Here is a 21,218-nt window from a genome sequence, read left to right as displayed (position 1 = left end):
AGGTCACGAGAATCAGGTCAGAAACAGCGCAACCAGCGCGATCGCCGCCGGCAGCGCCTGCACGAGCAGGATGCGGGTGCTAACGGTCGCCGCACCATAGGCGCCGGCCACGATCACGCAGAGCAGGAAGAATGCCTTGATCTGGAATGCGAAGGCCGGGTTGCCGTGGACGAGGCCCCAGATCAGGCCGGCGGCGAGGAAGCCGTTATAGAGCCCTTGGTTGGCCGCCAGCACCTTCGTGATCTCGGCCTTTTCAGGCGTATTGCGGAATGTCTTCAAGCCAAGCGGCTTGTCCCAGAGAAACATCTCCAGGATCAGGAAGTAGGCGTGCAGTGCGGCGACCAGCGCCACCAGGACATTGGTGATCAGAATCAAGTTGAGCCCCCCAAAGCGTCAGCTTTCGGGTGGACGTTAGCACGGCCGGCATGGCAAGTGCGATGGCGTGTTTCGATGCAATGGTGCCGCAATGCCCGCTCGATCAACCAAACCGCCTGAACGATTCGGCCTCGATCGCCTGACGACGCCGATCGGGATCGCGCTGCTCGTCACCGATGCCGAGGGTGCGCTGCGCGCGCTCGACTGGGAAGACTACGAGCCCCGCATGCGCGAGCTGTTGCGCCTGCACTACGGCGCCGTGGATCTGAGCGATCAGCCTGCGCCGACGGAGATGCGGACGGCGCTGTCGGGCTATTTCGAAGGCGATCTCGGCCAGCTCTCGGGCGTCGCATGGCGCATCGCCGGCACGCCGTTCCAGCAGAAGGTCTGGACCGCGTTGGCAAAGATCCCTGCCGGCACCACGATGAGCTATGGCGCGCTGGCCGCAAGGATCGATATGCCCAAAGCCATTCGTGCCGTCGGCCATGCCAACGGCTCAAACCCGATCAGCGTGGTGCTGCCCTGTCACCGCCTGATCGGCGCGGATGGCTCGCTGGTGAAATATGGCGGCGGGCTCGAGCGGAAGCGCTGGCTGCTGCGGCATGAGGGGGTAGAGATTTAGCTCTCTCCTCACGCCGCCGGCTGCACCGCCTTGTCGCCGGCCATCACGTGGGTCAGCGCGCTCTTGATTGCGGACTGGCGCGTCGGCGCGTTGATCTGCGCGCCCAGGAGGTCGGTGACGTAGAACACGTCGCGGGCACGCTCGCCGAAGGTCGCGACATGGGCCGAGGCGATGTTCAGATTGAGCTTCGAGATCGCGGTGGTCAGCTCGTAGAGCAGGCCGGGGCGGTCGAGGCCGGACATCTCGATCACGGTGTAGCGGTCGGACCATTGGTTGTTGATGGTCACTTCCGGCTCGATCGTGAAAGGCCGCGCCTTGCTGCGCACGGTGCGCCGCGCCACCACTTCGGGCAGCCGCAGCTTGCCTTCCAGCACGTCCTCGATCATCTCGCCGATGCGCGTGGCGCGCCGGCCCTCGTCCTCGTCGCGGTCGTATTCCCTGGAGATCGAGATCGTGTCGAGCGCGCGGCCGTCGGTCGTGGTGTAGATCTGCGCGTCGACGATGTTGGCGCCGGCCGAGGCGCAGGCGCCGGCGATGATCGAGAGCAGCCAGGGATGGTCGGCGGCGAAGATCGTCAGCTCGGTGACGCCGCGCACCTCGTCGAAGCCGACATTGATCGCGAGCTTGTGGCCGGCCTGCTCGCTGGAGCGGACGAAGCGGGCATGGCGGATCTTCCGCGGCAGCTCGACCTTGAGCCAATAGGCGGGATAGTGCCGGCCGATATAGGCATCGAGCTCGTCCGCCGGCCACTCGGCGAAGGCCATGCGGAATTCGGCGTAGGCGGCCGTGAGGCGCTTGCCGCGGTCGACTTCCGAGAAGCCGCCGGTCAGCACCGGTTCGGTTTCATAATAGAGCGAGCGCAGCAGCTGCGCCTTCCAGCCGTTCCACACGCCCGGGCCGACGCCGCGGATGTCGGCGGTGGTCAGGATCGTGAGCAATTTCATCTGCTCGACCGATTGCACCACGGCGGCGAAATTCTCGATGGTCTTGCGGTCGGAGAGGTCGCGCGACTGCGCGACCGTGGACATCGTCAGATGCTCCTCGATCAGCCAGGCCACGAGCTCGGTGTCGGCCGCGCTGAAGCCGAGCCGCGGGCACAGCCGGCGCGCCACCTTGGCGCCCGCGATCGAGTGATCCTCCGGCCGTCCCTTGGCGATGTCGTGCAGCAGCGTCGTGATGTAGATCACCGCACGGTGCTCGGGCCGGATCTTGCGGAAGAGATCGCTGGCGACCGTGAACTCCTCGATGCCGCCGCGCTCGATGTCCTGCAGGAAGCCGACGCAGCGGATCAGATGCTCGTCGACGGTGTAGTGATGATACATGTTGAACTGCATCATCGAGACGATCTTGCCGAAGGCGCGGATGAAATGGCCGAGCACGCCGGTCTCGTTCATCCGACGCAGCACGATCTCGGCGTTGTCGGAGGTCAGGATCTCCATGAACAGCCGGTTGGCTTCCGGGTTCTCGCGCAGCTGCGCGTTGATCAGTCCGAGCGAGCGCGTCACGTCGCGCATCGCGTCCGGATGGAAGGCGAGGTTGTTCTTCTGCGCCAGGCGGAAGATCCGGATCAAATTGACCGGATCGTGCTTGAACACGTCGGGCGCGGCGACGTTGATGCGGTTGTTGTCGACGAGGAAGTCGTCGCTGTCGGGGACGCGGCGCTTCGCGGGGGCGGGGCGCAGCCGCGCCATCATCCGGCTCAGCACCGGCGCGGGCTTGGCCTGCTGGTCCTCGAGCTTGGCGCAGAGGATGGCGGTGAGGTTGCCCACTTCCTTGGCGACCAGGAAGTAGTGCTTCATGAAGCGCTCGACGTCCTGCATGCCGGGATGCGAGGTGTAGCCGAGCCGGACCGCGATCTCGCGCTGGAGATCGAAGGAGAGGCGCTCCTCCGCGCGGCCGGAGTAGAAGTGCAGATTGCAGCGCACCGACCAGAGGAAGTCGGCGCAGCGGCGAAACGTGCGGTATTCCTGCGCGTCAAACACGCCGCGCTCGACCAGCTCGTCGGTATCACGGACGCGGTAGACGTATTTGGCGATCCAGAACAGCGTGTGCAGGTCGCGCAGGGCGCCCTTGCCGTCCTTGACGTTGGGCTCGACCAGGTAGCGCGACTGCCCGCCGCGGCGGTGGCGCTCCTCGCGCTCGGCGAGCTTTGCGGTGACGAATTCGGACGCCGTGCCCTGCACCACGTCCTTGTCGAAGCGCGCGACCAGTTCGTCATAGAGCGGCTGGTCGCCGGTCAGGAAGCGCGTTTCCAGGATTGCGGTGCGGATGGTCATGTCGCCGCGCGCCTGCCGGATCGATTCATCGACCGAGCGCGTGGCGTGTCCGACCTTCAGTCCCATGTCCCAGAGACAGTAGAGAATGGCCTCAGCCACCTGCTCACCCCAGGCGGTCTGCTTGTAGGGCAGGATGAACAGGAGATCGATGTCGGATTCCGGGGCCATCAGGCCGCGGCCATACCCGCCGGTCGCGACCACCGCCATGCGCTCCGCGCCGCTCGGGATCGGCGAGCGGTAGAGATGCCGGGTCGCTGCCGAATACAGGATGCGGATGATCTCGTCCTGCACGTGGCACAGCCGCTCGGCGCAGCGCCTTCCGTGACGGTCCTTCAGCAGGATCGCCTGCGCCGCAGCGCGCGCCGCGATCAGCTCGGCCTTGAGCAATTGCGCCATGGCCGTGCGGAACGTGTCCTCACGTCCCTGATGCTTCTCGGCAAGCGCATCGACCGCGGCGGTGATCCGCGCGGTGTCGAAGCGATCGTCCACCTCGGCCTTGTGCTCAGTCGCGACGCTGTCCATGTCTCACCGGATATAAGAGGTGACAGGCGCTGTCACCCGCCATTCTCTGGCAATAGTCGTTCCATGCTGGAAAAGCCCCGCTTTGAGCAAATCTGTTCTCAGCAGACGGGCTTTCGGGATAGCGATTTTCTCGTTGACCTCTAGAAATAACTCATTGAAAAACAATGAAGTTTTTGAGGAGGCTGGGCATGACCGGGATTACACGACGCATTCTGTTGGCGGGGGCTGTTGCGCTCGCCATGACCCCTGCGGCACGGGCGGCGGATCCGCTCAAGGAAATCCGCATCGACTGGGCGACCTACAATCCGGTGTCGATGGTCCTGAAGCAGAAGGGCCTGCTGGAGAAGGAATTCGCCAAGGACGGCATCAGCATCATTTGGGTGCAGTCGGCCGGCTCCAACAAGGCGCTCGAATTCCTCAACGCCGGCTCGATCGATTTCGGCTCGACCGCGGGCTCGGCGGCGCTGGTGGCGAAGATCAACGGAAACCCCATCAAGTCGATCTATGTCTATTCGCGTCCCGAATGGACGGCGCTGGTGACATCAAAGGATTCCAAGATCGCGAGCGTTGCTGATCTCAAGGGCAAGCGCGTCGCGGTGACGCGCGGCACCGATCCGCACATCTTCCTTGTGCGCGCGCTGCTCGGTGCAGGCCTCACCGAAAAGGACATCACGCCGGTGCTGCTCCAGCACGCCGACGGCAAGACCGCGCTGATCCGCGGCGATGTCGATGCCTGGGCTGGCCTCGATCCGATGATGGCGCAGGCCGAGGTCGAGGAAGGTGCAAAACTGTTCTATCGCAAGGCGGATGCCAACACCTGGGGCATCCTCAATGTGCGCGAGCAGTTCTTGAAGGACTATCCGGACGCCGCCCGCCGCGTACTCGCGGTGTATGAAGAGGCCCGCAAATATTCGCTGGCGAATTACGATGACCTGAAGAAGACCTTCATCGCCGTGACCAAGCTGCCGGAGGCCGTCGTCGACAAGCAGCTCAAGGAGCGCACCGAGCTCACCCACAGCCGCATCGGCGCACCCCAGCGCGAGTCGATCCTCGCTGCCGGCCTTGCCCTGCAGCAGGCCGGCGTCGTCGACGCCAAGGTCGACGTGAAGGCGACGCTGGATGCCCTGATCGACGACCAGGTCCCGCTGCCGACGAACTAGTTCTGCGCAAGAGGCAGGCGCGCGCAACAAACTCCGCTGTCGTCCCGGGGCGCGAAGCGAGCCCGGGACCCATAACCCCAGGGAGTAGTTTGACGCGAAGGCGGTCACTCCGAGTCCCCGTAGCCATGTCTGCCTGTGGCTATGGGTCCCGGGCTCGCGCTTCGCGCGCCCCGGGACGACGGGCTGAGGGCGCGGCAAGAGTCATGTTGCATTCCGGCGTGAGACGCGCTTCCTACCGGCCATGATCACCGACGCGCCAGTCCTGCAACAGACCTCGGAACCGGCCGAAAGTGCCGCCGCGCCCTCGCGGCTGTCGCGTTATGCGCGGCCGTTGCTTGGAATCTTGCTGCCGCTCATCCTCGCGCTCGGCTGGGAGCTGGTGGTCTGGTCCGGCTGGTCCAACGGCCGTCTGGTGCCGTCGCCCTCGCGCGTCTTTGCGACCATCACCGAACTCGCCCGCTCCGGCGAGCTGGTCCGCCACATCGCCGCGACGCTGTGGCGGGTCGGTCTCGGCTTCGCCTTCGGCGTGATCGCGGGCACCGTGCTCGGTGCCATCTCCGGCTATTGGTCGCTGGCGCGGCGGCTGCTCGATCCGACCGTGCAGGCGCTGCGTGCGATCCCTTCGCTGGCCTGGGTGCCGTTATTCATCCTCTGGCTCGGCATCTTCGAGACCTCCAAGATCGCGCTGATCGCGGTCGGCGTGTTCTTCCCGGTCTATCTCGGCGTGATGGGCGCGATCCTTTCCGTCGATCGCAAGATCGTCGAGGTCGGTCGCACCTTCCGCCTCTCCGGGTTCGCCATGATCCGCCGCATCCTGCTGCCCGCGGTGCTGCCGGCCTATGTGGTGTCCTTGCGTGTCGGCCTTGGTCTGGGCTGGATGTTCGTGGTGGCGGCCGAGCTGATCGGCGCTTCCGAAGGCCTCGGCTATCTCCTGCTCGACGGCCAGCAGCTCGGCAAGCCTGCGCAGATTTTGGCCGCGATCGTGATCTTCGCCATCCTCGGCAAGCTTACCGACTGGCTGATCGAGGTCGGGGCTGCGCCGTTCCTGCGCTGGCAGGACGCCTTCGGGCGCGCGAAGGGAACGTAACACGATGCTGGCGCTCGACCGGGTCAGCAAGACCTATCCCAACGGCGTGCAGGCGCTGGCGCGTTTTTCCGCCGAGATCAAACAGGGCGAGATCGTCGCCATCATCGGCGGCTCCGGCTGCGGCAAGTCCACGCTGCTGCGCGCCATCGCAGGCCTCGATCGCGCGAGCGCAGGCACGGTGACGCTCGACAGCGAGGCGATCAATTCGCCGCACGCAAAAATCGGCATCATCTTCCAGGAGCCGCGGCTTCTGCCCTGGCTCAGCGTCGCCGACAATATCGGCTTCGGCCTTGCCGACCTGCCCGCGACCGAGCGGCGCGAGAAGGTGGCGCGCGCGCTCGCCCGCGTCGGGCTCACTGATAAGGCGCAGGCCTGGCCGCGCGAGCTCTCGGGCGGGCAGGCGCAGCGCGTCGCGATCGCGCGTGCGCTGGTGCCGCAACCGGAAGTGCTGCTGCTCGACGAGCCGTTCTCCGCGCTCGACGCCTTCACCCGCAGGGATCTCCAGGATCATCTGCTCGACCTCTGGGCCGACACCCGGCCGACGCTCATCCTCGTCACACATGACGTCGACGAGGCCGTGGTGCTGGCTGATCGCGTTTTGGTGATGCGGCCGCGGCCGGGCCGGCTGTTCGACCAGATCGAGATCAATCTGGGCCGGCCGCGCGATCGCAATTCGCCGCTGTTCGAGAATTTCAAGCGAAGTGTGCTGACGTCACTCGACCGTTCGCTCGACCGCAACGTGCCCGACCGTGACGCAACCCAGGGTCCCGGTCAGGCCATGTGGTGGTGACATTTTCTCTCTGAGCCGGTACATCGAGGGACGATTTTTCCGGGAGAGAACAAGATGGACGCCGCAGCACTGCGCCAGATGCAGGCCCCGATCAAGGAACGCTACAAGACCGATCCCAAGACCGCGATGATCACGCTGAAGGCCAAGGGCTCGACCGACAGCGAAGGCATCGCCTGCAAGGTCGAGACCGGTCGCGCCATCGCGATGGCTGGCCTGCATCCCGCGACCGGCGGCTCCGGCCTCGAGCTGTGCTCCGGCGACATGCTGCTTGAAGCGCTGGTTGCCTGCGCCGGCGTCACGCTGAAATCGGTCGCGACCGCCATCGAGATCCCGCTCAAGACCGGCAACGTCTATGCCGAGGGCGATCTCGATTTCCGCGGCACGCTCGGCGTCGACAAGGAGACCCCGGTCGGCTTCGCCGAGATCCGCCTGCGCTTCGAGGTCGACACCGACGCGCCGCAGGACAAGCTTGATCTGCTCCTGAAACTCACCGAGCGCTATTGCGTGGTCTACCAGACCATCAAGAACGGCCCGAAGGTTTCGGTGTCGATGCAGCGGATGTGACTTCCTGACCCTCCCCTTGAGGGGGAGGGTCGATCGCGCGCAGCGCGAGCGGGGCGGGTGATCTCTCCACTCGGGCGCCGTATCCGTCGAGAGACTGTCACCCCACCCCGTCTCATATTTCGCTACGCTCCATATGAGCCGACCCTCCCCTTCAGGGCAGGGTAAGAAGCAAAAAATGCCCCCCGAGCTCCACTTCATCATCTTCCTCGTCCTGCGCATGGCGATCGCCGCGGCGTTCGTCGTGTCCGCGTCGTTCATTGCCGAGCGCACCGGTCCGGTGATCGGCGGACTGGTGGCGACCTTGCCGATCTCGGCCGGTCCTTCCTACGTCTTCCTCGCGCTCGACCATGATGCCGCCTTCATCGCGCAGGGCGCGCTGTCGAGCCTTCCGGTCAACGCGGCGACGATCGTCCTTGGGCTCACCTATGTCGTGCTGGCGCAGCGGAACAATCTGCTGGTGAGCGCCGGCAGCGCGGTCGCGGTGTGGATCGTGCTGGCCTCCATCATCCGCCTGTTCGACTGGACCCTGACCGCCGGGCTCGCTGTCAACCTGGTCGCCTTCGGCATCTGCATTCCGCTGCTCGCACGATACCGCCATGTGAAGATGCCGCTGGTGACGCGTCGCTGGTACGACATTCCATTCCGCGCCTCGCTGGTCGCGACGCTGGTTGCGATCGTGGTCTCGACCTCGGGCTGGGTCGGCCCGCGGGTGAGCGGCGTCATCGCGCTCTACCCGATCGTGTTCACCAGCATGATGGTGATCCTGCATCCGCGCATCGGCGGCCCGCCGACCGCCGCCGTGCTCGCCAACTCCGCCTGGGGCCTGCTCGGCTTCGGTCTGGCAATTGCGGTGCTGCACGTCGCCGTCACGCAGTTCGGCTCGGCGATCGGCTTGAGTTGCGCACTCGCCACCTGCATCGGCTGGAACCTGACGCTGTGGTGGATGGGACGACGGAAGAGGCCGATGCATCAGCCGCGCCGCGCTTCGTAAGGCGAGTTACGCTGCGCTTGGGACCTCAACCCTGCGTCAGGATAGTTAGTTACCCGGGCTGGCAGACCCGCTAAACTGGCAACAGAGCAAGATCGGGGCGTGCGGTGGAGGGATTGTACAAGGTCGAATACGATATCAACGACGGCTCCGGCCGCAGCGTGCTGTACGCCCATGCCGGGAAAATGCTTGGCGGCAACACGGCCTTCGCGCACTTCGGCACCTACGAGATTGTGGACGGCGAAATCGTCGCCAGGCTCCGGACGAAGCGCCACAGCCGGTCGCCGCAGCACAGGTCGCTGGTCAGTTCCGACGCCGTCACAATCAGCATTCGCGGTCGACCGCAGGGCAAGCTCTACCGCTTCGAGGGAGAAGTGGTCGAGGACGCCTCGGTGTTTCGCGCCGTGATGACGCCGCTCGGCGACGATGACGTTCCCCCGCCCGGTGCGGTCGGCGAGGGCGGCATCGTCAGCGGACTCTATTCGATCGATATCCGGATGCTGGATGGAATTACCGGTGGCCATACCGGCGTGATGTTGCTGCGCGACGGCCGCATCCTCGGCGGCGATGCCTTCTTCTATTATCTCGGCGCCTATTCTTCGGCGAACGGTCGCTGGAAAGGCGAATTCGTCAATCAGGAACACACGCTGGCAAAGAGCGAGCATCCCTTGTTCGGTGGCTATGAGGTGGGCATCGGCTTCTCCGGCCACTGCGATGACAAGGGCGCCGACATGGAAGCGATCGCGCTCGCCGGCAAGCGCAGCATCCGCCTCGCCGCCACCTTGAAGCTGATCGAGCCGTTTGCCAGGGTGGGCCGCTGACGGCCGCCGGAAGGCGTTGCGTTAATGGGGCAGCATCCTGGACGGTAGTCGCGCGGAAAAGCGCGCGCGGGGCCGCAATCCGTTCATGTCGCGACGTCGCTAAGTATCGATTTGATCGTTGCTAATTCGCGTTTCGGCCGTTTCTTCCGCCGGCCATTTTCGGTTCCATCACTCCGTATTTCTTCGGAGATGGGCTGCCCGATTCCGATAGGTGCATTAATCTAAATTTGGTGCATTCCCCGTAAAGCTACTCGTCGGTTGTCGTTTCCGCGTTTGGGCGGACATGGGCATCAAGGCGGGTCCTCTGTACGCGTGAACGGACCCACATAGTTCACAGCTAGTCATATTCCAACGCTCGGTCTGTCCGAGGGCGTCCGCTCGCCTGTCTTTGAGGCGCGTTGCGCTGCGGCACCATGCGATCCATTCTGGAGATGTTTTGATGTTTGGTCGTAATCCCAATGGAAATGCCCAGGCACAGCTCGACGCCATCGGCCGTTCGCAGGCGACGATCGAATTTGCACTGGATGGCACCATCCTCACCGCGAACGAGAATTTCCTGAAGGCCCTGGGCTATGGGCTGGAGGAGATCAAGGGAAAGCATCACTCCATGTTCGTGCCCGCCGATCAGCGAGGCGGCGCGGCGTACAAGGCGTTCTGGTCCGCGTTGAAGAGCGGCGAGTTCCAGGCCGCGGAGTTCAAGCGGATTGCAAAGGGCGGTCGCGAGATCTGGATCGAGGCGTCGTATAATCCCGTGCTTGACGGCGACGGCAAGCCGATCAAGGTCGTGAAGATCGCGACCGATATCACCGCGAAGAAGATCAATGCCATGACGGAAGCCTCCAAGGTGTCCGCCATCGGCCGCGCCCAGGCCGTCATCGAGTTCAAGCTCGACGGCACTATCGTGACTGCGAACCAGAATTTCTGCCAGGCGCTCGGCTATTCGCTGGCCGAGATCGAGGGCAAGCATCACAGCCTGTTCGTGGCCCCCGCTGAGCGCGACAGCGCGGCCTATCGCGAATTCTGGGCCAGGCTTAACCGCGGTGAATACCAGGCGGGCGAATACAAACGTATCGGCAAGGGCGGCCGCGAGGTCTGGATCCTCGCCTCTTATAACCCGCTGCTCGACGAGAACGGCAAGCCGTTCGGCGTTGCCAAATTTGCGACCGACGTCACCGCGGAGAAGCTGAAGAACGCCGACCTCGCTGGTCAGATCTCGGCGATCGACAAGGCGCAGGCCGTGATCGATTTCAACATGGACGGCACGATCATCACCGCCAATGCCAATTTTCTCGGCACGCTCGGCTATTCGCTGGCCGAGATCAAGGGCAAGCATCACAGCATGTTCGTCGAGCCATCGGAGCGCGACGGCGCTGCCTATCGCGAGTTCTGGGCCACGCTCAATCGCGGCCAGTACCAGGCGGCTGAATACAAGCGCATCGGCAAGGGCGGCAAGGAGGTCTACATCCAGGCCTCCTACAACCCGATCCTCGATCTCAACGGCAAGCCGTTCAAGGTCGTGAAATACGCCACTGACACCACGCGGCAGGTGCTGGTCCGCATGGGCAATGAGCGCGTCCGCGGCATGATGGAATCGGTCGCCGCAGGCTCGGAGGAGCTGAACGCGTCGGTGCGCGAGATCTCCGAAGCGATGACCAAGTCCCGCGAGACCGCGATGAGCGCGGTGGAGCAGGTTGCCTCTGCCGACGCGCAGGCGCAGCGGCTGACCGAAGCGGCGAAGGCGATGAGCGGCATCATCGAGATGATCAACAGCATTACCAGTCAGATCAACCTGCTCGCGCTCAACGCCACGATCGAATCGGCGCGCGCCGGCGAGGCTGGCCGCGGCTTCGCGGTGGTCGCTTCCGAGGTGAAGAGCCTCGCCAATCAGGCGAGACAGGCGACCGACAAGATCGGCCAGGAGATCGGCAGCCTCAACGGCATCTCCGGCGACGTCGTCAGCGCGCTCGGCTCGATCAAGCAGGCCATCAACAACGTCAGCGAATACGTCACCTCGACAGCCGCCGCCGTCGAGGAGCAGAGCACGGTCACGAACGAGATGTCGACCAGCATGCAGCGCGCCGCCGCGGAAGCTGCTGCGATGGCGGCAAGGGCGTAAGCCAAGCGCGCAGAAGTCGTAGGGTGGGCAAAGGCGCGCTCTTCGCGCGCCGTGCCCACCATCTTTCCGCGAATTGGTCGTTGAATGGTGGGCACGCTGCGCTTTGCCCACCCTACGGCACCGTCACGGCTTCGGCAGCTTGGCCTTCAACGCATAGAGCGCATCCAGCGCCTCGCGCGGGGACATCTCGTCCGGGTGGAGGGCCTTCACGGCGTCCATCAATAGCTCGGCCTCGGTCGGCGGTGCGGCTTCGGCGGCGGCGCGCGAGGGCACCGCGAACAGCGGGAGGTCGTCGGCAAGCGCGCGGGCGGTCTGGCCGCGGTCCTGGGCTTCGAGTTTCGCCAGCACGGATTTCGCACGCGTGATCACGGCCGGCGGCAGGCCGGCGAGCTTGGCGACCTGGATGCCGTAGGAGCGGTCGGCCGAGCCCGGCAGCACCTCGTGCAGGAACACGACATTGCCCTGCCATTCCTTCACCCGCACCGTCGCGTTGAACATGCGCGGCAGTTTTGCCGAGAGCGCCGTCAGCTCGTGATAATGCGTCGCGAACAGCGTGCGGCAGCGGTTGCTCTCGTGCAGATGCTCGATCGCGGCCCAGGCGATGGAGAGGCCGTCGAACGTCGCGGTGCCGCGGCCGATCTCGTCGAGGATCACGAGCGCGCGCTCGCCGGCCTGGTTCAGGATCGCTGCGGTCTCGACCATCTCCACCATGAAGGTGGAGCGGCCGCGCGCGAGATCGTCGGCGGCGCCGACGCGCGAGAACAGGCGGTCGATGATGCCGATCCGCGCGCGCGTCGCCGGCACGAAGCTGCCGATCTGCGCCAGCAGCGCGATCAGCGCGTTCTGGCGCAGGAAGGTCGATTTACCGGCCATGTTGGGACCGGTCAGCAGCCAGAGCTGGCCGGATTTTTGCGCCGGTGTTGGCGAGAGATCGCAGGCATTGGCAATGAATGGCTCGCCATTGCGCTTCAAGGCCTGCTCGACCACGGGATGGCGGCCCGCCTCGATCGCGAAGCCGAGGGAGTCATCCACGTCCGGCCGCACATAATTGTCGTCGACCGCGAGCTTGGCCAGCGAGGTCGCAACGTCGAGCAGCGCAAAGGCATGGGCGGCGGCGCGCAGATCGTCGCTGATATCAAGCGCCTTCGCGGACAGCCGCTCGAAGATCTCGAGCTCGAGGCCGAGCGCGCGGTCGCCGGCATTGGCGATCTTGGCCTCGATCTCGCCGAGCTCCGAGGTGGTGAAGCGCACCTGTCCGGCCAGCGTCTGGCGATGGATGAAGGTCGCATTCAGCGGCGCCGACATCAGCTTGTCGCCGTGCTGCGCGGTGACCTCGACGAAATAGCCGAGCACGTTGTTGTGCCGGATCTTGAGGCCCTTCACACCGGTATGATCGGCGTAGCGCGCCTGCATCGAGGCCACGACGAGGCGCGAAGCATCACGCAGGCTTCGCGTTTCGTCGAGCGCGGGCTCGTAGCCCTGACGCACGAAGCCGCCGTCGCGCTTGATCAGCGGCAGCGGGTCATCGAGGGCACTTGCGAATTCAGCGGCGAGCTCGCGCGACGGACGCTGCAGGGCCGCCATCACCACCGCGATTTCCTGCGGCGGCTGGTCGAGCTCGGAAAGGCGCGTCAGCACCTGGTCGGCGGCAATGATGCCGTCGCGCAGGCCGGCGAGGTCGCGCGGTCCGCCGCGGCCGACCGAAAGACGGGCCAGCGCCCGCGACATGTCGGGCGCGCCGCGCAGGATGCTGCGGATGTCTTCGCGCGCAGCGGAGTCCGCAACGAAGGCGCTGACGGCATCGAGCCGCCGCGCGATTGCGGGCGCGTCCGTCAGCGGCGCCGCGAGCCGCTGCGCCAGCAGGCGCGAGCCGGCCGAGGTCACCGTGCAGTCGATCGCGTCGAGCAGCGAGCCGCGGCGTTCGCCCGCGAGCGTTCGCGTCAATTCGAGATTGGCGCGGGTGGCCGGATCGATCGCCATGGTCGCGCCCGAGGCCTCGCGCGCGGGTGGCGACAACGGCGGATGCTTGCCGACCTGGGTGCGGTCGACATAGGTGACGGCGGCGGCTGCGGCGGTCGCTTCGAGCCGCGTGAGCTGCGCGAGCCCGTCCATGGTCGCGACGGCGAAATAATCGCACAGGCGTTTTTCCGCGGTGGCGCCGTCGAAGACGTCGCGGGTCAGCGGCGTCACCGCCGGCAGCTCGCGCAAGGTCTGTCCGAGCTCGCTGTCATTGTAGAGCGCGTCGGTGACGATCGCCTCGTTCGGATTGATGCGCGCCAGCGTCGCGGCGAGCTCGCCGCTAGAGCATTCCATCACCGTGAATTCGGCGGTCGAGATGTCGATCCAGGCGAGCCCAAAACGGTCGCCGCCACCGGAGGCGCGGGCACGCGCGATCGCCAGCAGATAATTGTTGGCGCGCGCGTCTAACAGCGTGTCCTCGGTCAGCGTACCCGGCGTGACCAGCCGCACCACGCCACGGCGCACCACGCTCTTGTTGCCGCGCGCTTTGGCGGCGGCGGGATCCTCGGTCTGCTCGCACACGGCGACCCGGTGGCCGGCGCTGATCAGGCGATGCAGATAGTCCTCGGAACGCTCGACCGGCACGCCGCACATCGGGATGTCGGCGCCCTGATGCTTGCCGCGCTTGGTCAAGACGATGCCGAGCGTCTTCGAGGCGATCTCGGCGTCCTCGAAGAACAGCTCGTAGAAGTCGCCCATCCGGTAGAACAGCAGCAGGCCCTGATGAGCCGCCTTGATTTCAAGGTACTGTTCCATCATCGGCGTGACGCGCGCGATGGCTTCCGCCGGCGGCGTGGGCGCTTCGTCAGGGGGCGGCACAGGTATCGGCTGTTGCATTGTCATGGGCGGCGCAACCTACAAAATTTCGCCTCCTGCTCCTACCGGTTTGGCCGGCGAGGGGAGGTTTTCCACGTTGTCCGCACCACGGCATGCATTGGCAGCGTGCGCCCCCCTCGGAACAAGCAAGAAACCGTCAATTGACCTGCCGCGGGCGCCCTCCTAAAACTCCGCGGACATTGAAGAATTTGGGCCGGACCGCGGCATTCAGGGAGAACAACGATGCGTGACGTCTTTATCTGCGATGCCGTGCGGACCCCGATCGGCCGTTTCGGCGGCTCGCTCGCCAAGGTGCGCGCCGACGACCTCGCGGCGGCCCCGATCAAGGCGCTGATGGCCAAGCATCCCAATCTCGATTGGGCACAGGTCGACGAAGTCTTCTTCGGCTGCGCCAACCAGGCCGGCGAGGACAACCGCAACGTCGCGCGCATGGCGCTGCTGCTTGCGGGCCTGCCGGATTCGGTTCCCGGCCAGACCCTGAACCGGCTCTGCGCCTCCGGCCTCGACGCGGTCGGTGCGGCCGGCCGCGCCATCCGTTCCGGCGAGATCGAGCTTGCGATCGCGGGCGGCGTCGAATCCATGACCCGCGCGCCCTTCGTGATGGGCAAGGCGCAGGAAGCCTTCTCGCGCTCCGCCGAGATTTTTGACACCACCATCGGCTGGCGTTTCATCAATCCGCTGTTGAAGGCGCAATATGGCGTCGACGCCATGCCGGAGACCGGCGAGAACGTCGCCGAGGAATTCCAGGTCTCGCGCGCCGACCAGGACGCCTTCGCGATCCGCTCGCAGCAGCGCGCAGGCGCGGCGATCGCGGCGGGTTATTTCGCCGAGGAAATCACGCCGATCACCATTCCCGGCGGCAAGGCCGGCCCGATTACGGTCGACAAGGACGAGCATCCGCGCCCGGAGGCGACGCTGGAAGGCCTGGCAAAACTGAAGCCGATCGTGCGCAATCCCGGTACCGTGACCGCCGGCAACGCCTCCGGCGTCAATGACGGCGCGGCCGCGATGATCCTGGCTTCTGAAGCCGCCGTGAAGAAGCATGGCCTCACCCCGCGCGCACGCATCCTCGGCCTCGCCTCGGCCGGCGTGCCGCCGCGCATCATGGGCATCGGCCCGGTGCCGGCGACCCGCAAGCTGATGGAACGCCTCGGCAAGAAGATCAGCGATTTCGACCTGATCGAGCTCAATGAGGCCTTCGCCTCGCAAGGCATTGCCTGCATGCGCCAGCTCGGCGTTGCCGACGATGCCGATTTTGTCAATCCGCATGGCGGCGCCATCGCGCTCGGCCATCCCCTCGGCATGAGCGGCGCGCGCCTCGCGCTCACCGCCGTCCACGGCATGGAAAAGCGCGGCGGCAAGCTGGCGCTGGCCACCATGTGCGTCGGCGTCGGCCAGGGTGTTGCGGTCGCGATCGAGAAGCTGAACTGAGCTTTCTCCTCTCCCTCTCCCCGCAAGCGGGGAGAGGCGAAGATTCCGGGCTCGTTCGTTTCACTCGCGCCCGGAATGACGGGTAATCCGGAGACGAGCATGATCATCGAGCGCGAGCAGGACGTCACGGCCGCGGCACTGGCGGTGATGGAGCGGACGTCCGATCCGCGGCTGCGTCAGATCATGGTCTCCCTGGTCAAGCATCTGCACGCCTTCGTCCGCGATGTCCGCCTGACCGAGAAGGAGTTCCGGGACGCGACCGCGATCGTGGCCGAGCTCGGCAAGCTCACGACCGACACGCACAACGAAGTCGTGCTGATGGCGGGCTCGCTCGGCGTCTCGCCGCTGCTGTGCCTGCTCAACAACGGCGATCAGGGCAATACCGAAACCGATCAGTCGCTGCTCGGCCCGTTCTGGCGGCTGAACTCGCCGCGGGTCGAGAATGGCGGCTCGATCGTCCGCTCGGAGACGCCCGGCGCGCCGCTGTTCGTCAGCGCCCGCGTCGTCGACAAAGACGGCCGTCCCGTCGCCGATGCGGAGGTCGATGTCTGGCACGCCTCGCCGGTCGGTCTCTACGAGAACCAGGACCCTGATCAAGCCGACATGAACCTGCGCGGCAAGTTCACGACCGACCAGGACGGACGTTTCGCCTTCCGCTCGGTGATGATGGTGGGCTATCCCATCCCGACCGACGGCGTGGTCGGGCGCCTCCTCGAGGCGCAGAGCCGGCATCCCTATCGGCCCGCGCATCTGCACGCGCTGATCTTCAAGCCCGGATTCAAGGTGCTGATCTCGCAGGTCTACGACCCCGCCGACCCGCATATCGACAGCGACGTGCAGTTCGGGGTGACGCAGGCACTGATCGGCAAGTTCCAGCGCCACGACACGCCGCATCCGACCGCACGAGACGTCCCGACCCCCTGGTATTCGCTCGACCACACCTATCGGCTGGAGGCCGGTGAGGCCGTGTTACCGCGTCCGCCGATCAAATAGCGTGGCCCTGCCGGGCGCAGAACGCCCGCCAAACCCGCTTCCCTAGATTAGTTATGTTCTATAATGATCGGGGGAAGCGTTGACCGGCTGGAGCAAAATGGCCGGGGAGGAGTTCGCCAATGACATTCATCTATCCCGTCGACAGCAACAAGGCGCATCCGCTGCCGCTGTCGCCCGAATACAAGAGCTCGATCAAGCGCGCGCCGAACAAGCCCTTGATCCCGATGCGCCACACGCTGTCGGAATTGACCGGCCCGGTCTACGGCCACGAGACCGTGCGCGAGGGCGATGCCGATCTCACCACCCAGCATACCGGCGAGCCGATCGGCGAGCGCATCATCGTGCACGGCCATGTGCGCGACGAGGACGGACGCGGCGTGCCGAACTCGCTGGTCGAGATCTGGCAGGCCAATTCCTGCGGCCGCTACGTCCATGTCCGCGACCAGCACCCGGCGCCGCTCGATCCGAACTTCACCGGCGCGGGCCGCACCGTGAGCGATGCCGCCGGCTACTACCGTTTCGTCACCATCAAGCCTGGCGCCTATCCCTGGGGCAATCACCACAACGCCTGGCGTCCCGCGCATATCCATCTGTCGGTGTTCGGCCATTCCTTCGTCACGCGGCTCGTGACGCAGATGTATTTCCCGAACGACCCGCTGTTCCCGTTCGACCCGATCTTCAATTCGGTGCCGGACGAGAAGGCGCGGGCGCGGATGGTGTCGTCTTTCGACCTCGAGAACACGCAGCCCGAATGGGCGCTGTGCTACCGCTTTGACATCGTGCTGCGCGGCAAGAACGCCACGCCAATGGAGAACACTTAAGTGCAGGACAACGGTATTACCCCATCGCAGACCGTCGGTCCGTTCTTCAAATACGGCCTGACGCCGACCGGCGAATACGCCTGGAACGACGCGTTCACCAACTCGACGCTGACGCCCGACGTCACCGGGGATCGCGTCCGCATCGAAGGCCGCGTGTTCGACGGCGACGGCGTCGTGGTGCCCGACGTCATGCTGGAGATCTGGCAGGCGGATGCGCAGGGCCGCTTCGCCGACCCCCAGGACAAGCGCGCTCTGCCCAATGCCAGCTTCCGCGGCTTTGCCCGCTGCGGCACCGACAAGGACGGCAATTATTCCTTCGACACCGTCAAGCCGGGCGCGGTGCCCGATCCCGACGGCAAGCCGCAGGCGCCGCACATCGTGCTTGCGGTGTTCGGTCGCGGCATGCTGCGGCATCTCTACACCCGCATCTATTTCAGCGACGAGGCCGGCAATGCCACCGATCCCGTGCTGGGACTGGTGCCGGCCGATCGCCGCGCGACGCTGATCGCGACGCGCGAGGCGGGGAAGGCGGTCTATCGGCTCGACCTGCGGCTTCAGGGCGACGACGAGACGGTCTTCTTCGACATGTGAGGCAGCAACGCGTGGCGGCGATATCGACAGCCGCCACGCGTTTCTCATCCAGCGCAACTGAGCTGGTTGCTGCGTTTCATCGGGCCTGAGACGTTTCTGTTCGTGCCCCGAGTCGATCTCGCTGACTCAAAAACGACCGACTGACGTCCTCTTTTCGTAATTTTCCGGTGCCCGCGGGATACAATTTCCGCGCGAAGCAATCCCGTGTTTACCGCAGTTGTTTAGGGTCCGTTCGGATTTCGACCTGCGCCATTGGATTGTTTCATGAAAATTCGTCTCTCGCTTTCTTCTGCGGTCATTGCATTCGGGATCGTTCTCGCCATCGGCTTTACTGCCGTCGTCTCGACCAGCCTTTACGCCCTGCGCGAGCTCAAGGTCGGCGGTCCGCTTTATTCCGACATCAAGCTCGGCAACGACCTCATCGCGGACATCCTGCCGCCGCCCGAATATGTGATCGAAGCCTATCTCGAGGCCACGCTCGCCATGCGCGAGCCGGACCAGCTGTCGGCCCATGGCGAACGCCTGGTCCAGCTCCGCAAGGATTACGATGAGCGCAAGGCATTCTGGACCACCTCCAGCCTCTCCACCGATCTGAAGACGGCGCTGGTGTCGAAATCTGACGCCGAGGTGCAGAAGTTCTGGAAGCTTCTGTCTGATCAGCTCCTGCCGGCCCTCAAAGCCAAGGACGTGGCCGGCGCCGAACGCGCCTATGCGCAGCTCAAGGACGCCTACACCGCGCACCGCGCCGTCATCGACAGCATCGTCGAGAGCGCAAACAAGCAGAATGCCGACATGGAGAAGCTGGCGGCCGAGCGCGACAGCTCGGTCCTCTACATTCTCCTCGGCGTCTCCGCAGCCGTCCTGGCCCTTATTGCCGCAGGCCTGCTCGGCGTCGCGCTTGGCGTGGTGCGCCCGATCGTGCGCATGACGGACACGATGCAGAAGCTCGCGACCGGCGATCTCGCCGCCGACATCCCCTTCGCGCACCGCCAGGACGAGGTCGGCTCGATGGCGGGTGCGCTCCAGGTGTTCAAGCAGGGGGCGATCGAGAATTCGCGCCTGCGCGAGGAGCAGTTGCGGAAGGAGCAGGAGGCCGCGACGGCCAAGCGCGGCGCCCTGCACCAGATGGCCGAGACCGTCGAGCGCGAGACCGGCCGCTCGGTCGATTCCGCGAGCGTGGCAAGCCAGGGCGTCGAACGGGCCGCCTCCAGCCTGTCCGAGATCGCCCGGTCGCTGTCCGCGGAGTCGCAGGCGGTGGCCTCGGCCTCCACCCAGGCGCTGGGTAGCTCGCAGACCGTCTCGGCCGCCGCCGAACAACTGAGCGCCTCGATCCGGGACATCGCAACCCAGGTGGCACGGACCAGCACTGTCACGAAATCGGCGGTCGCGGGCCGCGAGCAGGCGCGTTCGACCATCCAGGCGCTGGCGGGCGCAGTGAAGAAGATTGCGGAGGTCTCCGACCTCATTGGCGGCATCGCCGGCCAGACCAACCTCCTGGCGCTCAATGCCACGATCGAGGCCGCGCGGGCCGGCGAGGCCGGCCGCGGCTTTGCGGTGGTTGCGGCCGAAGTGAAATCCCTGTCCGACCAGACCGCCAAATCCACCGAAGAGATCGGGCGCCTGATCGCCGAGGTTCAGGCCTCGACCCAGGCCGCAGTCGATGCCGTCGAGACGATGGGAGGCCACATCGTCGAGATCGACGGCGTGGCGACGTCGGTCGCGGCGGCGATGGAAGAGCAGGACTCCGCGACGCGGGAGATCGCGCGGTCGATTTCCGAATCGGCATCCGCTGCGAAGGAGGTCTCGGCCAAGATCGCCAATGTCAGCCGCGACGCCGCCTCGGTGGACGCGCGCGCCACGGAGGTGAGGCAGGCGATCGCGGGCATGGCGGCCAACCTGGAATCGCTGCGGTCGGTCGTCGTCCGGACCGTGCGCGACTCGACCGCAGCGGCTTGAGCCGGGCGCCGGGTCTGCGGCTGGTGCGTGGGGTCGTGATCGTGCAGTATTGCGCGGGACAGGGGCATCGTGGTCATGACACCTCCACAACTGCCGGCGGTCGTTGAGCCCGCCCAACTGACGGCTGCGCTGCGCAGGGGTGGCGTGCTGGACGCTGGCGCCGTGCGCGAGGTGAAGGTGCTGCATCAGCGTGACACCGTCGTGTCACACATCGTCCGCCTCGGCCTGCGCTATGTCGGGGAATCCGCCGGTGCGCCGCAATCGCTGATCCTGAAGACCGCCAATTCCGCGTTTGCGCAGACGCTCGCCAATGCCGGCCGGCACGAGGTGGCGTACTACACGCAGCCTGCGCCGAAGATGCCGCTGGGATTGGTGCCGCGCTGCTTCGACGCGCATTTCGACGAAGAAAGCCTCGCCTGGCACCTGCTGCTCGAGGATCTCACCGACAGCCACGAGGTCGCAACGCAATGGCCGCTGCCGCCGTCACGCGAGCAGGCGATCGCGATCGTCACGACGCTGGCGCGCTGGCATGCGGCCTGGTGGGACCATCCCGATCTCGGCGAGACCGTCGGCAGCTGGGCGAGCACCGAAGACAGCACGCAGCACATGGAGGCGTTCGCGGGTCATTACGACCGCTTTGCCGATTTGCTCGGTGACCGTCTCAGCGAGGAGCGACGCCTCATCTACCGTCGCCTCATCGATCAGTCGGCCCGGCTATCCGAGCGCTATCATTCGCGCCGTCATCTCAGCATCACCCATGGTGATGCCCATAGCTGGAATTTCCTGCTGCCCCGCACCGGTGTCGCCGATACCGCGCGCATCTTCGACTTCGACCTGTGGGGCATCGACGTCCCGACCAACGATCTCGCCTACATGATGGCGATGCAATGGTACCCGGAGCGACGGCAGGCGCTCGAACGCTCGCTGCTCAATTTCTATCATAACACGCTGATCGAAAGCGGCATCACGGGCTACACGCGAGGTGCGCTCGATCGCGACTACCGTTGGTCCGTGCTCTGGCACATCACCAAGCCGGTCTGGCAGTGGAGCATCCAGATCCCGCCGTTGATCTGGTGGAATAATCTGGAGCGGGTGATGATGGCGGTGGACGATTTGGGCTGCGAGGAGTTGTTGTAGAAGCTCGTGCCACCTGTTCGCTGTCGTTGCCCGGCTTGACCGGGCGACCCAGTATTCCAGAGACGGTTGTGGGATTCGGAGAAGCTGCGGCGTACTGAATGCCCCGGTCAAG

The 21,218-nt window shown here is 65.5% G+C and carries 17 protein-coding genes; 14 read left to right on the top strand and 3 right to left on the bottom strand.

The genetic code is table 11. The features are described 5' to 3' along the window. Positions 1-12 precede the first annotated feature (12 nt). Positions 13-369: a DUF1304 domain-containing protein gene (locus AC0L3X_RS16300; RefSeq protein ID WP_187388035.1), complete on the bottom strand. Its 357-nt coding sequence runs from the start codon at positions 367-369 to the stop codon at positions 13-15. Between the two features lie 97 nt (positions 370-466). On the opposite strand from AC0L3X_RS16300, the gene AC0L3X_RS16295 reads away from it, so the two are divergent. Beyond that, entirely contained in the window at positions 467-997 is a 531-nt protein-coding gene (locus AC0L3X_RS16295; protein ID WP_063980044.1) for a methylated-DNA--[protein]-cysteine S-methyltransferase, read from the top strand. 8 nt (positions 998-1,005) lie between these two features. Here AC0L3X_RS16295 and AC0L3X_RS16290 read toward each other — a convergent pair whose 3' ends face one another. Next, entirely contained in the window at positions 1,006-3,795 is a 2,790-nt protein-coding gene (locus AC0L3X_RS16290) for a [protein-PII] uridylyltransferase (RefSeq protein WP_063980043.1), read from the bottom strand. 188 nt (positions 3,796-3,983) lie between these two features. Here AC0L3X_RS16290 and AC0L3X_RS16285 point away from each other — a divergent pair, with 188 nt between their 5' ends. The 7 genes from AC0L3X_RS16285 to AC0L3X_RS16255 all read left to right on the top strand — a co-directional run bounded on the left by AC0L3X_RS16285 (position 3,984) and on the right by AC0L3X_RS16255 (position 11,321). After that, positions 3,984-4,955 carry an aliphatic sulfonate ABC transporter substrate-binding protein gene (locus AC0L3X_RS16285; protein ID WP_038943838.1) on the top strand — a complete coding sequence of 324 codons (972 nt, stop codon included), beginning with the start codon at positions 3,984-3,986 and terminating at the stop codon, positions 4,953-4,955. Positions 4,956-5,196: 241 nt separating this feature from the next. Beyond that, positions 5,197-6,042, top strand: coding sequence for an ABC transporter permease (locus tag AC0L3X_RS16280; protein WP_063980042.1), 846 nt, complete (start codon positions 5,197-5,199; stop codon positions 6,040-6,042). 4 nt (positions 6,043-6,046) lie between these two features. Continuing rightward, positions 6,047-6,832, top strand: coding sequence for an ABC transporter ATP-binding protein (locus AC0L3X_RS16275; RefSeq protein ID WP_063980041.1), 786 nt, complete (start codon positions 6,047-6,049; stop codon positions 6,830-6,832). A 54-nt stretch (positions 6,833-6,886) separates the two neighbouring features. After that, positions 6,887-7,396 carry an OsmC family protein gene (locus AC0L3X_RS16270; protein WP_028149375.1) on the top strand — a complete coding sequence of 170 codons (510 nt, stop codon included), beginning with the start codon at positions 6,887-6,889 and terminating at the stop codon, positions 7,394-7,396. A 175-nt stretch (positions 7,397-7,571) separates the two neighbouring features. Then, entirely contained in the window at positions 7,572-8,387 is an 816-nt protein-coding gene (locus tag AC0L3X_RS16265; protein ID WP_063980040.1) for a hypothetical protein, read from the top strand. A 104-nt stretch (positions 8,388-8,491) separates the two neighbouring features. Beyond that, positions 8,492-9,205 (top strand): hypothetical protein, encoded by a 714-nt coding sequence (locus tag AC0L3X_RS16260; protein ID WP_063980039.1) that lies wholly within the window; start codon positions 8,492-8,494, stop codon positions 9,203-9,205. A gap of 439 nt (positions 9,206-9,644) precedes the next feature. Next, the gene (locus AC0L3X_RS16255) at positions 9,645-11,321 is read left to right on the top strand and encodes a methyl-accepting chemotaxis protein (protein ID WP_187387844.1); all 1,677 of its coding nucleotides are present in this window, start codon (positions 9,645-9,647) and stop codon (positions 11,319-11,321) included. Positions 11,322-11,444: 123 nt separating this feature from the next. Here AC0L3X_RS16255 and mutS read toward each other — a convergent pair whose 3' ends face one another. Further along, positions 11,445-14,183 (bottom strand): DNA mismatch repair protein MutS, encoded by a 2,739-nt coding sequence (gene mutS / locus AC0L3X_RS16250; protein ID WP_063980037.1) that lies wholly within the window; start codon positions 14,181-14,183, stop codon positions 11,445-11,447. A 216-nt stretch (positions 14,184-14,399) separates the two neighbouring features. Between mutS and pcaF the strand changes: the two genes are divergently transcribed. The 6 genes from pcaF to AC0L3X_RS16220 all read left to right on the top strand — a co-directional run bounded on the left by pcaF (position 14,400) and on the right by AC0L3X_RS16220 (position 21,106). Beyond that, entirely contained in the window at positions 14,400-15,608 is a 1,209-nt protein-coding gene (gene pcaF, locus AC0L3X_RS16245) for a 3-oxoadipyl-CoA thiolase (protein WP_063980036.1), read from the top strand. Positions 15,609-15,707: 99 nt separating this feature from the next. Further along, positions 15,708-16,601: a dioxygenase family protein gene (locus tag AC0L3X_RS16240; RefSeq protein WP_063985948.1), complete on the top strand. Its 894-nt coding sequence runs from the start codon at positions 15,708-15,710 to the stop codon at positions 16,599-16,601. Between the two features lie 119 nt (positions 16,602-16,720). After that, a complete protein-coding gene (gene pcaH / locus AC0L3X_RS16235; protein ID WP_028155300.1) occupies positions 16,721-17,422 on the top strand; it encodes a protocatechuate 3,4-dioxygenase subunit beta in 702 nt (233 codons plus the stop codon). Continuing rightward, the gene (pcaG, locus tag AC0L3X_RS16230) at positions 17,423-18,013 is read left to right on the top strand and encodes a protocatechuate 3,4-dioxygenase subunit alpha (protein ID WP_063980035.1); all 591 of its coding nucleotides are present in this window, start codon (positions 17,423-17,425) and stop codon (positions 18,011-18,013) included. It begins immediately after the preceding gene. Between the two features lie 264 nt (positions 18,014-18,277). Continuing rightward, entirely contained in the window at positions 18,278-19,969 is a 1,692-nt protein-coding gene (locus tag AC0L3X_RS16225) for a methyl-accepting chemotaxis protein (RefSeq protein WP_473316526.1), read from the top strand. 48 nt (positions 19,970-20,017) lie between these two features. Next, on the top strand, positions 20,018-21,106 hold the full coding sequence (locus tag AC0L3X_RS16220; protein WP_231145444.1) for an ecdysteroid 22-kinase family protein: 1,089 nt from the start codon (positions 20,018-20,020) through the stop codon (positions 21,104-21,106). Positions 21,107-21,218: the final 112 nt, after the last annotated feature.

Source organism: Bradyrhizobium sp. MI1.7, assembly GCF_055811795.1.
The sequence above is the reverse complement of the archived record's forward strand: the minus strand, read 5'-3'. Positions and strand labels throughout refer to the sequence as shown.

Coding starts and splice junctions, on each gene's coding strand:
- AC0L3X_RS16295 (WP_063980044.1), top strand. CDS start 467: ATGCCCGCTCGATCAACCAAACCGCCTGAACGATTCGGCCTCGATCGC.
- AC0L3X_RS16290 (WP_063980043.1), bottom strand. CDS start 3,795: ATGGACAGCGTCGCGACTGAGCACAAGGCCGAGGTGGACGATCGCTTC.
- AC0L3X_RS16285 (WP_038943838.1), top strand. CDS start 3,984: ATGACCGGGATTACACGACGCATTCTGTTGGCGGGGGCTGTTGCGCTC.
- AC0L3X_RS16280 (WP_063980042.1), top strand. CDS start 5,197: ATGATCACCGACGCGCCAGTCCTGCAACAGACCTCGGAACCGGCCGAA.
- AC0L3X_RS16275 (WP_063980041.1), top strand. CDS start 6,047: ATGCTGGCGCTCGACCGGGTCAGCAAGACCTATCCCAACGGCGTGCAG.
- AC0L3X_RS16270 (WP_028149375.1), top strand. CDS start 6,887: ATGGACGCCGCAGCACTGCGCCAGATGCAGGCCCCGATCAAGGAACGC.
- AC0L3X_RS16265 (WP_063980040.1), top strand. CDS start 7,572: ATGCCCCCCGAGCTCCACTTCATCATCTTCCTCGTCCTGCGCATGGCG.
- AC0L3X_RS16255 (WP_187387844.1), top strand. CDS start 9,645: ATGTTTGGTCGTAATCCCAATGGAAATGCCCAGGCACAGCTCGACGCC.
- mutS (WP_063980037.1), bottom strand. CDS start 14,183: ATGACAATGCAACAGCCGATACCTGTGCCGCCCCCTGACGAAGCGCCC.
- pcaF (WP_063980036.1), top strand. CDS start 14,400: ATGCGTGACGTCTTTATCTGCGATGCCGTGCGGACCCCGATCGGCCGT.
- AC0L3X_RS16240 (WP_063985948.1), top strand. CDS start 15,708: ATGATCATCGAGCGCGAGCAGGACGTCACGGCCGCGGCACTGGCGGTG.
- pcaH (WP_028155300.1), top strand. CDS start 16,721: ATGACATTCATCTATCCCGTCGACAGCAACAAGGCGCATCCGCTGCCG.
- AC0L3X_RS16225 (WP_473316526.1), top strand. CDS start 18,278: ATGAAAATTCGTCTCTCGCTTTCTTCTGCGGTCATTGCATTCGGGATC.